General features: G+C 68.6%; 11 protein-coding genes, 1 tRNA gene and 1 pseudogene. 7 read left to right on the top strand and 6 right to left on the bottom strand.

The annotated features are described in order from the left end of the window. A pseudogene (locus tag AC31A1_RS32265) lies at positions 1-530 on the bottom strand (hypothetical protein); the annotation flags it as partial. A gap of 170 nt (positions 531-700) precedes the next feature. Between AC31A1_RS32265 and AC31A1_RS32260 the strand changes: the two are divergent. From AC31A1_RS32260 to purM, 5 genes are all read left to right on the top strand, one after another. Next, a complete protein-coding gene (locus tag AC31A1_RS32260; protein ID WP_489656718.1) occupies positions 701-988 on the top strand; it encodes a hypothetical protein in 288 nt (95 codons plus the stop codon). A 33-nt stretch (positions 989-1,021) separates the two neighbouring features. Next, positions 1,022-1,819: a maleylpyruvate isomerase family mycothiol-dependent enzyme gene (locus AC31A1_RS32255; protein WP_489656717.1), complete on the top strand. Its 798-nt coding sequence runs from the start codon at positions 1,022-1,024 to the stop codon at positions 1,817-1,819. Positions 1,820-1,878: 59 nt separating this feature from the next. Next, positions 1,879-2,346 (top strand): META domain-containing protein, encoded by a 468-nt coding sequence (locus tag AC31A1_RS32250; RefSeq protein WP_489656716.1) that lies wholly within the window; start codon positions 1,879-1,881, stop codon positions 2,344-2,346. A 61-nt stretch (positions 2,347-2,407) separates the two neighbouring features. Continuing rightward, entirely contained in the window at positions 2,408-3,934 is a 1,527-nt protein-coding gene (gene purF, locus AC31A1_RS32245) for an amidophosphoribosyltransferase (RefSeq protein WP_489656715.1), read from the top strand. A 33-nt stretch (positions 3,935-3,967) separates the two neighbouring features. Continuing rightward, a complete protein-coding gene (purM, locus tag AC31A1_RS32240; RefSeq protein ID WP_489656714.1) occupies positions 3,968-5,041 on the top strand; it encodes a phosphoribosylformylglycinamidine cyclo-ligase in 1,074 nt (357 codons plus the stop codon). A 117-nt stretch (positions 5,042-5,158) separates the two neighbouring features. On the opposite strand, the gene AC31A1_RS32235 is transcribed toward purM, so the two are convergent. Further along, complete coding sequence (locus AC31A1_RS32235) at positions 5,159-5,416, bottom strand: DUF3073 domain-containing protein (RefSeq protein WP_019061825.1); 258 nt, start codon at positions 5,414-5,416, stop codon at positions 5,159-5,161. Positions 5,417-5,719: 303 nt separating this feature from the next. Beyond that, positions 5,720-6,814 (bottom strand): Leu/Phe/Val dehydrogenase, encoded by a 1,095-nt coding sequence (locus tag AC31A1_RS32230; protein WP_489656713.1) that lies wholly within the window; start codon positions 6,812-6,814, stop codon positions 5,720-5,722. A 223-nt stretch (positions 6,815-7,037) separates the two neighbouring features. Here AC31A1_RS32230 and AC31A1_RS32225 point away from each other — a divergent pair, with 223 nt between their 5' ends. Both AC31A1_RS32225 and bldC read left to right on the top strand, forming a co-directional pair. Then, the gene (locus tag AC31A1_RS32225; RefSeq protein ID WP_318017287.1) at positions 7,038-7,883 is read left to right on the top strand and encodes a DUF8083 family protein; all 846 of its coding nucleotides are present in this window, start codon (positions 7,038-7,040) and stop codon (positions 7,881-7,883) included. Between the two features lie 533 nt (positions 7,884-8,416). Further along, positions 8,417-8,623, top strand: a complete 207-nt coding sequence (gene bldC, locus AC31A1_RS32220; RefSeq protein WP_003949541.1) for a developmental transcriptional regulator BldC — start codon at positions 8,417-8,419, stop codon at positions 8,621-8,623. 401 nt (positions 8,624-9,024) lie between these two features. Here the strand turns inward: bldC and AC31A1_RS32215 are convergent, their stop codons facing one another. The 3 genes from AC31A1_RS32215 to hrpA form a co-directional block, all read right to left on the bottom strand. Next, the gene (locus AC31A1_RS32215; protein ID WP_489656712.1) at positions 9,025-9,201 is read right to left on the bottom strand and encodes a DUF6274 family protein; all 177 of its coding nucleotides are present in this window, start codon (positions 9,199-9,201) and stop codon (positions 9,025-9,027) included. A gap of 182 nt (positions 9,202-9,383) precedes the next feature. Then, positions 9,384-9,458 (bottom strand) — tRNA-Asp (locus tag AC31A1_RS32210). Positions 9,459-9,552: 94 nt separating this feature from the next. After that, positions 9,553-13,506 (bottom strand): ATP-dependent RNA helicase HrpA (gene hrpA / locus AC31A1_RS32205; RefSeq protein WP_489656711.1); only part of this gene is annotated, 3,954 nt, incomplete at its 5' end.

Raw genomic sequence — 13,506 nt, 5'->3', positions numbered from 1 at the left:
ACCAGGAACAGCCCCGCCGACGAACTGGCGATGCCCCCCGCCGAGAATCGCCTGCACCGCGAAGCCCAGCCGCAGTTCGCGAACTTTGAACAACGACAGCGGCAACACCGGCTCAGGCGCCCGGAGTTGGCGCCGGAGGAACAGGGTGAGCGTCACAGCCGTAGCAACGCCCAGACCCATGATCTCCGGCGAAGCCCACCCGTACTGCTTGCCGCCCCAGTCCGTCATCAGCAGCAGTGAGCTGGAGAACGCGGCCGCCAGTCCCGCGCCCAAGTAGTCCAGCGGGCGCCGGATATGATGCCCGGGGAGCTTCAGTGCGAAGACGGCCGTGACCAGGACCACCATGCCCACCGGCAGGTTGACGTAGAAGATCCACCGCCAGTTCGCATGGCCGGCGAGCAGCCCGCCGATCAACCCACCAGAAAGGTCGCGATCGCCGCCGACGCGAGCGCATACGCGCTGACCAGCCACGGAATCTTGTCGATGCCATGGGCGGGGTCCAGGTCCCGGACGATCGGGACGGCAGCCGCGTGGTGTCTCCGACGGTCCGGCGGCGGGTACGGCGGCGCGCCCGCACTCTGCCGGCCCCTTTGAGGCGCGCTTGCCGTGGCTGTTCGGAGTCGACCGGACAACCCTGGTCGAGTGACCGATACGGGGTGATGTGCTACCCGCGTCTCCGGCACCGAATCTCGCCGGAAACGTGCCTCGCCCGGTCGGCCCGCGCAGCGACAACGTGTCCGTGCAGGAGATCGCCGACGCGGCCCGCGCGGTGCGCGACCCATCGGTCGGCCTGGCCAACGAGGTGTTCGTCCGCCGGCTGCGCGAACTCGTCCTGGAGACCCCGGTCCTGCGGAACCGTGTCTTCCTGGCCGCCCAGAAGGGCACCCGGGACCTGGCCGCCCACCTCGCCGACGCCCCCGAACGCGCCGCGCGCGCCTTCACGTTGGTGGAAAGCGGGCTCGGCGACTACGGGCGCAAAACGCCGTGAGGCCTCCCTGCGACAAGCACTAGGCTCCCCGCCATGCCCCCGGCCAAGAAGCGCGCCCGTACATATGACCCCGCCAAGACCCGCACCGCGGTCCTGACCCAGTTCGGCAACGTACGAAAGGCCGTAGGGACGCTCACCCCCGACCAACTCGCGCTGCCCACCCGCCTGGGCGACTGGACCGTACGCGAGCTGGTCGCGCACATCGGGATGGCGATCACCGCGGTCCACCGCGCCCTGGACCGGCCGGCCCCGCCCGCGCAGAACGCCGTGATCCTCGACTGGCCCTTCGCCACCGGGGCCAACTCCTCCGCCATCGCCGACTTCACGCGCACGCTCGCCGCACAGCACCCCGACCTCGACGCCTACCTCGCCGACGTCGAACGAACCCTCACCGCCCACCTCGACACCCACCCCGGCACCCGGCTGCTCGAAACCAACGCCGGCGCGATGCCCCTGGCCGACTACCTGGTCACCCGCACCGTCGAACTCTGCGTCCACACCGACGACCTCAACGCAGCCGTCCCCGGCCTGGACGTCCCCCACGACCGCCAGGCCCTCGCCGCCTGCACCCGGCTGCTGGCCGACGCCCTCGCCACGAAGGCCCCCGGCGGCTCCACCGAGGTGCGCATCCCGCCGTACGCGGTCGTGCAATGCGTCGAAGGGCCCCGGCACACCCGAGGCACCCCGCCCAACGTCGTGGAGACCGACCCCCTGACCTGGCTCCGGCTCGCGACCGGGCGGACGCGGTGGAAGGACGCCGTAGAAAGGGCGAAGGTCAGCGCGAGCGGGGAGCGGGCGGATCTGGGCGGGCTGCTGCCGATCATGGGGTGAGCCGCGGAACCTCGAAGGGCACCAGGGAACCGCTCCTCCGCCCCTCCCGTCCCATCCCCATGGACAAACAGCGATTCACCCTCGCCGTCCTGACCATCCTCCCGCTCGTCGTGGCATGCGGCAGCGAGAAGGCGAACAGCGGCAGCGGATCGGTCGAGGAGCAACGGCCCGTCACCGGCGTCGACTGGCGGGTGCAGGGCATCACCGTGGACGGCTCGGCACAGCGGGTGCACGGCAAGCCGCGGCTCACCTTCGACGACGCGAGCGCCAAGAACACCAGCAGCGGCGGCAGGGTCGGCGGCCGTCTCGGCTGCAACGCCGTCAACGCGACGGCCACCGTAGACGCCACGCGGATCACCCTCGGCCGCCCGTCCACCACCCGAATGATGTGCGACGCCTCACTCATGGGCACCGAACGCGCCCTGCTCGCCCTCTTCGACGGGCAGGTCGGCTATCGAGTCGATCACGACACCCTCACGCTGACCAGCGAAAACGGCACGATCGTGCGTGCTGTCGCCGCCAAGTGATCCACTACCGGCGAGTAACCCGAATTCGGACCAGTGGTCGATCTCGCCTACACTCGGTGGCGTGCCACGTGGTGACGGTCGACTCAGTCATGATCTGCTCCCCGGCGAGAAAGGACCCCAGGACGCTTGCGGCGTCTTCGGAGTCTGGGCTCCCGGTGAAGAGGTCGCCAAGCTCACTTACTTCGGGCTCTACGCCCTCCAGCATCGAGGCCAGGAATCCGCGGGAATCGCGGTCAGCAACGGCTCGCAGATCCTCGTCTTCAAGGACATGGGCCTCGTGTCCCAGGTCTTCGACGAGACCTCCCTCAGTTCGCTCCAGGGTCATATCGCGGTCGGACACGCCCGCTACTCGACCACCGGCGCCTCCACGTGGGAGAACGCCCAGCCGACGTTCCGCGCCACCGCGCACGGCTCGATCGCGCTCGGCCACAACGGCAACCTGGTCAACACCGCGCAGCTCGCGGAGATGGTCGCCGACCTCCCCAAGCAGGAAGGCCGTACGCCCCGCGTAGCGGCCACCAACGACACCGACCTCCTCACCGCGCTCCTCGCGGCCCAGGTCGACACCGACGGCAAGCCGCTGACCATCGAGGAAGCCGCCCACGCTGTCCTCCCGCAGGTCAAGGGTGCCTTCTCGCTCGTCTTCATGGACGAGCACACTCTCTACGCCGCCCGCGACCCGCAGGGTGTCCGCCCGTTGGTTCTCGGCCGGCTGGAGCGCGGCTGGGTGGTCGCCTCCGAGTCCGCCGCCCTCGATATCTGCGGCGCCGCGTACGTCCGCGAGATCGAGCCGGGCGAGTTCGTCGCCATCGACGAGAACGGCCTGCGCACCTCTCGATTCGCGGATGCGAAGCCCAAGGGCTGCGTCTTCGAGTACGTCTATCTCGCCCGTCCCGACACCGACATCGCCGGGCGGAACGTCTACCTCTCCCGTGTCGAGATGGGCCGCAAGCTCGCGAAGGAAGCTCCGGTCGAGGCCGATCTGGTCATAGCGACTCCGGAGTCCGGCACCCCGGCCGCCATCGGCTACGCGGAGGCCTCGGGCATCCCGTTCGGTGCGGGTCTGGTGAAGAACGCCTACGTCGGCCGTACGTTCATCCAGCCTTCGCAGACCATCCGGCAGCTCGGCATCCGCCTGAAGCTGAATCCGCTGAAGGAAGTCATCAAGGGCAAGCGCCTGGTCGTCGTCGACGACTCGATCGTGCGCGGCAACACCCAGCGCGCGCTGGTGCGCATGCTCCGCGAGGCCGGCGCCGCCGAGGTCCACATCCGGATCTCCTCGCCGCCCGTGAAGTGGCCCTGCTTCTTCGGCATCGACTTCCCCACCCGCGCCGAACTCATCGCCAACGGCATGACCGTCGACGAGATCGGCGTCTCCCTGGGCGCCGACTCCCTGGCGTACATCTCCATCGACGGCATGATCGACGCGACCACCATCGCCAAGCCGAACCTGTGCCGCGCCTGCTTCGACGGCGAGTACCCGATGGAGCTCCCGGACCCCGAGCTGCTCGGCAAGCAGCTCCTGGAGACCGAGCTGGCGGCCGGTCCGGCCGCCACGGCCGCGGCCGACGCGATCCGTCGCCCGTAAGCCCCGTATCGCCAACCCGAAAGATCCCAGGCAATGTCTGAGAGTTCCGCTTCCGGTGCCTCCTACGCGGCTGCCGGTGTCGACATCGACGCCGGCGACCGCGCCGTAGAACTCATGAAGGAGTGGGTGAAGAAGACTCAGCGCCCCGAGGTCCTCGGTGGCCTCGGCGGCTTCGCCGGGCTCTTCGACGCCTCCGCCCTCAAGCGGTTCGAGCGCCCCCTGCTCGCCTCCGCCACGGACGGCGTCGGCACGAAGGTCGACATCGCGCGCCAACTCGGCGTCTACGACACGATCGGCCACGACCTGGTCGCCATGGTCATGGACGACATCGTGGTGTGCGGTGCCGAGCCGCTCTTCATGACCGACTACATCTGTGTCGGCAAGGTGCACCCCGAGCGTGTCGCGGCGATCGTCAAGGGCATCGCTGAGGGCTGTGTGCTCGCCGGCTGCGCCCTGGTCGGCGGCGAGACCGCCGAACACCCCGGTCTGCTCGGCCCGGACGACTTCGACGTCGCCGGCGCCGGTACGGGCGTCGTGGAGGCCGACCGGCTGCTCGGCGCGGATCGCATCCGGACGGGTGACGCGGTCATCGCGATGGCGTCCTCGGGACTTCACTCGAACGGGTACTCGCTCGTCCGGCATGTGCTCCTGAATCAGGCGGGTCTCGCCCTGGACGCGCGCATCGAGGAACTCGGCCGCACGCTTGGCGAGGAACTCCTCGTACCCACGAAGATCTACTCGCTGGACTGCCTGGCGCTGACCCGCACGACCGATGTGCACGCCTACTCGCACGTCACCGGCGGCGGACTCGCCGCCAACCTCGCCCGGGTGATCCCGGACGGCCTCCACGCGATCGTGGACCGCTCCACCTGGGCCCCGGCCCCGATCTTCGACCTCGTCGGCAGGACGGGCCAGGTCGAGCGTCTGGAGCTGGAGAAGACCCTGAACATGGGCGTCGGCATGATCGCGATCGTGCCGGAGGAGTCCGCGGACGTGGCCCTGGAGACCCTGGCCGACCGCGGGGTCGAGGCGTGGGTGGCGGGCGAGATCACCGAGCGGGGCGATCACGCGACGGGCGCGGAGATGGTCGGCACGTATTCGGTCTAAAAGCGCCGCGGTCTGATCAACGGCAGCACAAAACCCGGTCCGGTGCTAGATGCCCCGGACCGGGCGAGGTGCAGTCAGCTGACGGGAAGATCTAACCGCTGAGCGCGCCGCAAGCGATTACGCGCCACGACGTTGCGACTGGGGACCGGACTCGTCGTCCTCGTCCTCATCGTCGTCGTTATAGAGATCCGCGTACTGAGCGTACGGGTCGTCTTCTTCCTCGTCGTCGTCCTCGAACGGCTCGCCATTCGGCGGCTGGCTCGAAGTCGAAGCGCCCAGCTCATTGGCCAGACGCGAGAGGTCAGTCCCGCCGCTGCTGTACTTCAGCTGGCGGGCGACCTTCGTCTGCTTGGCCTTTGCCCGGCCGCGCCCCATGGCTCGACCCCCTCGGATACGGGGCTCGGTGGCCCCAGAGTCTTGACACGCGTTCATGATCTGGAACGGACTCTCCGTGGAGAGACCGGTCCGTAGGGCTTCCACGGTACCTGAGCCCGCGCCCATACGGTACGTCGCCCGCAGCACGTGCCGGGCTCCAGGACCCGCGAGGTGCCCTGTACTCGCTGGTCAACCGCGATTTTAACCACTTCTTGGCAGGCGACCCGCCGACGAACGTGAGAGTTCTCTCTAAGTCGTCGCCGACGGGTACCGAAGACGCCTGCCGAGCGGCTTAACGGAACCTCAGCGTCCGCGTGCGCCGGCCGCCTCGTGCATCCGCTGCTCGGCGATCCGATCGGCCGCGGCGGCCGGCGGAATACCGTCTTCCTTCGCACGTGCGAATATTGCCAGCGTGGTGTCGAAGATCTTCGCGGCCTTCGCCCTGCACCGCTCGAAGTCGAACCCGTGCAGCTCGTCGGCGACCTGGATCACGCCGCCGGCGTTCACCACGTAGTCCGGCGCGTAGAGGATCCCGCGGTCGGCGAGGTCCTTCTCGACGCCCGGGTGCTCCAGCTGGTTGTTGGCCGCGCCGCACACCACCCTGGCGGTCAGCACCGGCACGGTCGCGTCGTTCAGGGCGCCGCCGAGCGCGCAGGGGGCGTAGATGTCGAGCCCCTCGACCCGGATCAGTGCCTCCGTGTCCGCGACGGCCCGCACACCGGTCGGGTGCTTGTCGAGAATCCGCCGTACGGACTCCTCGCGCACGTCCGTGATCACGACCTCGGCGCCCTCGTCCCGCAGGTGCTCCACCAGGTGGTGCCCGACCTTGCCGACTCCGGCGATGCCGACCGTACGGCCGTTCAGCGACGGGTCGCCCCACAGGTGCCGGGCGCTGGCCCGCATGCCCTGGAAGACGCCGAAGGCGGTCAGCACGGAGGAGTCGCCCGCGCCGCCGTTCTCGGGGGAGCGTCCGGTCGTCCACCGGCACTCGCGCGCCACGACGTCCATGTCGGCGACATACGTGCCGACGTCGCACGCGGTGACGTACCGCCCGCCGAGCGAGGCCACGAACCGGCCGTAGGCGAGCAGGAGTTCCTCGGTCTTGTCGCGCTCCGGGTCACCGATGATCACGGCCTTGCCGCCGCCGTGGTCCAGACCGGCCATGGCGTTCTTGTACGACATCCCGCGGGCGAGGTTGAGCGCGTCGGCGACGGCCTCCTCCTCGCTCGCGTACGGGTAGAAGCGCGTACCGCCCAGGGCGGGGCCCAGGGCGGTGTTGTGGATGGCGATGACGGCCTTGAGGCCGCTGGCCCGGTCCTGGCAGAGCACGACTTGCTCATGACCGCCCTGGTCGGAGTGGAACAGGGTGTGCAGGACGCCGTTGTCTACGTCGGTCACGGTGGTGACTCCTGGGTGAGTGGCGGCGGTTGGAGACAGGCTTCCGTAGGGGTGGCGGGTGCCTGTCGCATGAGCGTAGAGCCTGCGTCGGGCCGCCATCCGTGCAGTGTTCAGGATCACCTACCGAAGGGGGGTGTCCGTGCGACGATTTGCATAGTTTTCCCGCGCGTTTGTGAGCGGGTTCCGAAGGTTTTCCCGACGGCCGGCGGGGGAGGGAGCAGGCGTGCCCAAGAAGGTGTCCTCGGTGATCGTCCCGTACGCGACCTATCTGCGCGTCTACGAGCCGCTGGCCGCCTTCCCCGAGCCCGAGCGCGGCCACTGGACGCGCTACGCCCGCCGCACCGACCGCCCGTCGTACCAGGACGAACTGCGCCGCGCGCTGGCCGACTTGCTGCCCACCCCGCCGGTCCCGGTGCCGGTGCACGAGAGCGCCGACGCCTTCGTGGTGGAGGTCGACGGCGTGGTCTGCGTCTGCCCCTGGCGCACCCGGCTGCGCGGCTGGCAGGCCCTGGGAGACCTCGCGGAGGAGCTGCCGCCGCCGGTCCTGGACGCCGTACTCCCGCCGCTCGTACGGCACCAGGCCACCCAGGACTACGAGCGCTGGCTGGCCCGGAACCCCGACGCCCGGCCGTGGATCCGCACGGCGACCTGGCAGGTGCCGCTGAACTGGTTCGTGCTCGTCGGCGACGAGGAGCGGCGTTACGACCAGGCCGCCGGGGACGTGCCGCCGATGCTGCGGTACCGGACGCCGATGGTGCAGGCGCGGCGGCGGGTGGCGCGGGCGCTGCGGGCCCTGAAGGACGCGATGGACGACGGGCCGCTGATCGAGGGTCTGGTGGACGTGGGGCGCTGGCTGGAGGAGTTCCATCCGCGGTCCCTGGTCGAGCTGGACTACGGCGGTCTCGTGCACGTCCTGCCGGCCGGCGAACTGGAGGACGACCACTCGGCGGCGGACGTGGCCGCCGGCATCGAGGCGCTGCGGACCGGGGACGGGGCGGCGGCGGGCGAGGCGTACGGGCGGCTCGTGGAGCGCTGGCGGTCGGTCAGGGACCGGCGCTCGGCGAACTGACGCGGAGTCGGACGGGGCCGGCTCGCCTTCGAACGTGGCTGACATCTTCGAACAGATGCGCATAGGATTCTTACGGTTCGTCAACACGGGACGTAGGTCCCGATCCGGACGTTTGATGCCAAGCGTGACGGACCGCACGTGCAGATGCCTTGCGCCGCTTGCCCCTCCTCATGCCAAAATAGGACAAGGAGTCCGGGGAGGACTCCATCCGTCATGCTTTGGGCGGAATCTCGGCAATGCGCGCTTTGGGGGGTCTGGATGACTCCTGATCGCCCCTGTGACTGATCGTCACAGTGGTGTGACTGTCCGCTATGGCATGGTCCATCGGCTTCCGTCGCTGATGGACACCTGGGAGGGCAATTCCATCGGTTTGGCCTACGCGGTTGGACAGATGGTGTAGTTGTAGTGCCGAGGACAAGCCGTTCGTCCTATAACCGACTCGACCCGCACACGCCATTTCGGGCAACGCGGGTCAAGGTGCAGAATTTAGAGGAAAGAACCGAGAAGGTTCGGTTCTCCCGAGGAGGCCGCTCATGACCGCTCGCACCCCTGATGCCGAGCCGCTGCTGACCCCGGCTGAGGTCGCCACGATGTTCCGTGTGGACCCCAAGACGGTCACGCGGTGGGCGAAGGCCGGCAAGCTCACTTCGATTCGCACGCTCGGCGGACATCGCCGTTACCGCGAGGCGGAGGTCCGTGCCCTGCTCGCGGGCATTCCGCAGCAGCGCAGCGAAGCCTGACCAACTGAATAAGGGCACGACGGCTAGTCCCCCAACCGGCCACGGTGCCCGACAGCACAGCTCCAAGCGACGCGGGTTCTGCCCCAACAGGGCCCACGCCCAACGCCTTTGAAGCAACTGAACAGGGTGCGTCGTAGATCGCGCTGGACTCCGCCGGGTCCAGCGCGATCTTTTTTGTGCCTGGTCGTGGGTCCGTGCGCGCGGATCGCGGGGTCCTGTGAGGGACCTTGTCGGAGTCTGGGGAGGGGTGTCGGATCTCCTGTGGACCATCCCTCGTAGGAGTGCAATTGCACATATTAAATTGACCAGTTGTAGGTGAGTCGTAAGTTCCGCCGTTTCAAAAACTTATGCGGTGACACCCGTCACATGCCAGATGGCTTGTTGCCTCTGACCTATGTGCGCTAAGAGGTTTCGCTCTCCGGGTCGTCATCCGGTTCCTGGGGCGGAGGGGCCTCCAGGGCCAGCCGCAGCAGGCGGTGGCAGATCGGGCAGTACCGGGTCACATGGTGGTAGGAGCCGGCGGCCGACAGATGCGCACGGAGCAGGGCCCGAGTCTCGTGCCTGACCGAAGCCGCCATGCGCCACCTCCGTGGCCCTGTGTGGAACGGGGCCTGGTTTCTGGGTACCGGGCGGGTTGGGCGGCGTCAAGGGGGCCGTCCCTGGGGGCTGCGCCCCCAGCCCCCCTCGCGGACCGGTGCCGACAAGCTGTCGTGCGTGCACGAAAAAACCCACCCCCGACGGAGGTGGGTTTCATTCACTGCGGTCCTGACGGGATTTGAACCCGCGGCCTCCACCTTGACAGGGTGGCGAGCACTCCAAGCTGCTCCACAGGACCTTGATTCGCGGCACTTGATGGTGCGTTGTGCCGCGAGATGAGACTGTACAGGAGGGGGCCCGCCTGGTCGAACTCACTCGGTGTGCAGGCGCTGTTACGGTGCGGCCGCGTCGATCGCCTTCACGATCCGCTTGTCGGAGACGGGGTACGCCGTGCCGAGCGCGTGGGCGAAATAGCTGACCCGGAGCTCCTCGATCATCCAGCGGATGTCCCGGACCGAGGACGGAACCGGGCGGCCCTGCGGGAGTTGCTCCAGGAGCCACGCGTACTCGTCCTGCATCTCGTGGACCTTCTCCATGCGGGTGGTGTCCCGTTGGACCCCGGTCGGCATCTGTTGGAGACGACGGTCCGCGGCCACCAGGTAGCGCATCAGGTCGGGCAGGCGACGTATCCCGGCCGCCGTGACGAAGCCCGGCTTCACGAGGGCGTCCAGCTGGGCGCGTACGTCGGAGAGGTTCGCCAGCAACGCGGGGCTGCTCGCGCCCTTCAGACGGCGCTCACAGGCCTGCCAGGCGGCCAGCACCTGCTGGACCTGGCCCACCGCCCGGACCGTCGTGTCGACGATCTCGGCGCGCACCTTCTCGTAGAGCTTCCGGTACGACTCCTCGTCCCACGCGGGGCCGCCGAAGTCGCCGATGAGTTTGTCGGCGGACGCCAGCGCGCAGTCGTCGAACAGCGCCTGGATCGAACCGTGCGGGTTCGCGGACAGAGCCAGCTTCTGCGCGTTGGTGAGCTTCTCGGACGCGAACTTCGCCGGATTCACCGGGATGTTGCGCACGATGAGCCGGCGCGTGCCCTTCCACATCGCCTCCGCCTGCTCCTCCTCCGTGTCGAAGAGCCGTACGGAGACGGTGTCGCCGTCGTCCACGAGTGCTGGGTACGCCTTTACCGGCTGGCCGGCCCTTCGGGTCTCGAAGACGCGGGTGAGCGTGCCGATCGTCCAGTCGGTCAGGCCCTCGCGTTCGAGGGACTCGCCGCCCTCGCGCTCGGCCGTCGCCGCGGCCGCCTGCGAGATGGCCTGGCGCGCCTTCGGCTTCAGCCGGACCTTCAGCGCCTCCAGGTCCTTGTCCTCGGCGATCTTGCGGCGCCGCTCGTCCACGATCCGGAAGGTGATGAGCAGGTGGTCCGGGACCTTCGACCAGTCGAAGTCGTCGGCGGTGAAGGGGACTCCGACCATGCGCTTCAGTTCGCGCGCCATTGTCGTCGTCAAGGGCTCCTGCAGGGGGGTCGCCGTCGCCAGGAAGCGCTGGGCGAAGTTCGGGGCCGGGACGTAGTTGCGGCGGATCGGCTTCGGGAGGGAGCGGATGAGTTCGGTGACGACCTCCTCCCTCAGCCCCGGGATCTGCCAGTCGAAGCCCTCGTCCGTGACCTGGTTGAGAACCTGGAGGGGGATGTGGACCGTGACACCGTCCGCGTCCGCGCCCGGCTCGAACTGGTACGTCACGCGGAACTTCAGCCGCCCCTGATGCCAGGAGTCCGGATAGTCGGCCTTGCTGATGTCTCCGGCGCGCTCGTTGATGAGCATCGAGCGCTCGAAGTCGAGGAGTTCGGGTTCCTCATGCCGCTTGTGCTTCCACCAGGAGTCGAAGTGGGCGCCGGAGACGACGTGTTCGGGCACCCGCTCGTCGTAGAAGTCGTAGAGCGTCTCGTCGTCGACCAGGATGTCCCGGCGGCGGGCGCGGTGCTCCAACTCCTCGACCTCGGTGAGGAGTTTGCGGTTGTCGGCGAAGAACTTGTGGTGCGTGCGCCAGTCGCCCTCGACGAGCGCGTTGCGGATGAACAGCTCGCGGGACGCCTCCGGGTCGATGCGGCCGTAGTTCACCTTGCGCTGGGCGATGATCGGGACGCCGTAGAGCGTGACCTTCTCGAAGGCCATCACGGCCGCCTGGTCCTTCTCCCAGTGCGGTTCGCTGTACGTCCGCTTGAGGAGGTGGCCGGCGAGGGGCTCGACCCACTCGGGCTCGATCTTGGCGTTGACGCGGGCCCAGAGGCGTGAAGTCTCCACCAGCTCTGCCGACATGACGAAACGCGGGGTCTTCTTGAAGAGGGCCGAGCCGGGGAAGATCGCGAACTTGGCGCTGCGGGCGCCGAGATACTCGTTCTTCGCGCCGTCCTTCACGTCCTTCATGCCGATGTGGGAGAGCAGGCCCGCGAGGAGGGAGAGGTGGACGCTCTGTTCGGCCGCGTCCTCCTCGTTGAAGTGGATGCCCATCTGCTTTGCCACCGTGCGGAGTTGGCTGTAGATGTCCTGCCACTCGCGGATGCGGAGGAAGTTCAGGTACTCCTGCTTGCACATGCGACGGAACGCGGAGGAGCCGCGCTCCTTCTGCTGCTCGCGGATGTACCGCCACATGTTGAGGAACGCGAGGAAGTCGCTCGACTCGTCGCGGAAACGGGCGTGTTGCTGGTCCGCCTGCGTCTGCTTGTCCGCCGGGCGTTCGCGCGGGTCCTGGATGGAGAGCGCGGCGGCGATCACCATGACCTCGCGGACACAGCCGTTCTTGTCGGCCTCCAGCACCATGCGGGCCAGGCGCGGGTCCACGGGGAGTTGGGCGAGCTTGCGGCCCGTCTGCGTGAGGCGCTTGCGCGGGTCCTTCTCGACCGGGTCCAACGCGCCCAGTTCCTGGAGGAGTTGGACACCGTCGCGGATGTTCCGGTGGTCCGGCGGGTCGATGAACGGGAACTTCTCGATCTCACCGAGCCCGGCCGCGGTCATCTGCAGGATCACGGACGCGAGGTTCGTCCGCAGGATCTCCGCGTCGGTGAACTCCGGGCGGGCGAGGAAGTCGTCCTCGGAGTACAGGCGGATGCAGATGCCGTCCGACGTGCGGCCGCAACGACCCTTGCGCTGATTGGCACTTGCCTGGCTGACGGCCTCGATGGGCAGCCGCTGCACCTTCGTACGGTGGCTGTAGCGGCTGATCCGGGCGAAGCCGGGGTCGATGACGTACTTGATGCCCGGGACGGTGAGGGACGTCTCGGCGACGTTCGTCGCCAGAACGATCCTTCGGCCAGTGTGCTGCTGGAACACGCGATGCTGCTCGGCGTGCGAGAGGCGGGCGTAGAGCGGGAGGACCTCGGTGCCCTGCCCATGAGCGCCTCCGGCGCGGGGGTAGTTCTTCTTCGTCAGCGCGTCCGCCGTGTCGCGGATCTCCCGCTCCCCGGAGAGGAAGACGAGGATGTCGCCCTTGCCCTCGCCCTGAAGCTCCTCCACGGCGTCACAGATCGCGGTGATCTGGTCGCGGTCGGAGTCCTCGGACTCGTCCTCCAGCAGCGGGCGGTACCGCACCTCCACCGGATACGTCCGGCCGCTGACCTCGATGATCGGGGCGTCGCCGAAGTGCCGGGAGAAACGCTCCGGGTCGATGGTCGCCGAGGTGATGACGACCTTCAAGTCCGGGCGCTTGGGCAGCAGTTGGGCGAGGTAGCCGAGCAGGAAGTCGATGTTGAGGGACCGCTCGTGGGCCTCGTCGATGATGATCGTGTCGTAGGCGCGCAGCTCGCGGTCGGTCTGGATCTCGGCGAGCAGGATGCCGTCCGTCATCAGCTTGATGAAGGTCGAGTCCTGGTTCACCTGGTCCGTGAAACGGACCTTCCAGCCGACGGCCTCGCCGAGCGGGGTGTCCATCTCCTCCGCGATCCGCTCGGCGACGGTGCGCGCGGCGATACGGCGGGGCTGGGTGTGCCCGATCATGCCGCGGACGCCGCGGCCGAGTTCGAGGCAGATCTTCGGGATCTGGGTCGTCTTGCCGGAGCCGGTCTCACCGGCCACGATCACGACCTGGTGATCGCGGATCGCGGCCGCGATGTCGGCCTTCTTCTGGCTGACCGGCAGCTGCTCCGGATACGAGATCGCCGGGATGCGGGTGCGCCGCGCGGCCATCCGCTCCTCGCCGCGCGCCACCTCGGCCTCGATCTCGGCGAGGACGGCGGCGCGGGCCTCCGGCTTACGGATCCTGCGCGCGCCTTCGAGCCTGCGCCCGAGCCGGTGCGCGTCGCGCAGGGTCAGCTCGGTCAGGCGGGGGGCGAGGTCGCCGAGGGCGGGGGC

It is taken from the genome of Streptomyces sp. P5F9 (assembly GCF_057961495.1).
The sequence above is the reverse complement of the archived record's forward strand: the minus strand, read 5'-3'. Positions and strand labels throughout refer to the sequence as shown.

Excerpts from the sequence above, each read along its gene's own strand:
- AC31A1_RS32215 (WP_489656712.1), bottom strand. The coding sequence starts at position 9,201 with ATGGCGGCTTCGGTCAGGCACGAGACTCGGGCCCTGCTCCGTGCGCAT.
- AC31A1_RS32255 (WP_489656717.1), top strand. The coding sequence starts at position 1,022 with ATGCCCCCGGCCAAGAAGCGCGCCCGTACATATGACCCCGCCAAGACC.
- AC31A1_RS32235 (WP_019061825.1), bottom strand. The coding sequence starts at position 5,416 with ATGGGGCGCGGCCGGGCAAAGGCCAAGCAGACGAAGGTCGCCCGCCAG.
- purM (WP_489656714.1), top strand. The coding sequence starts at position 3,968 with ATGTCTGAGAGTTCCGCTTCCGGTGCCTCCTACGCGGCTGCCGGTGTC.
- AC31A1_RS32250 (WP_489656716.1), top strand. The coding sequence starts at position 1,879 with ATGGACAAACAGCGATTCACCCTCGCCGTCCTGACCATCCTCCCGCTC.
- bldC (WP_003949541.1), top strand. The coding sequence starts at position 8,417 with ATGACCGCTCGCACCCCTGATGCCGAGCCGCTGCTGACCCCGGCTGAG.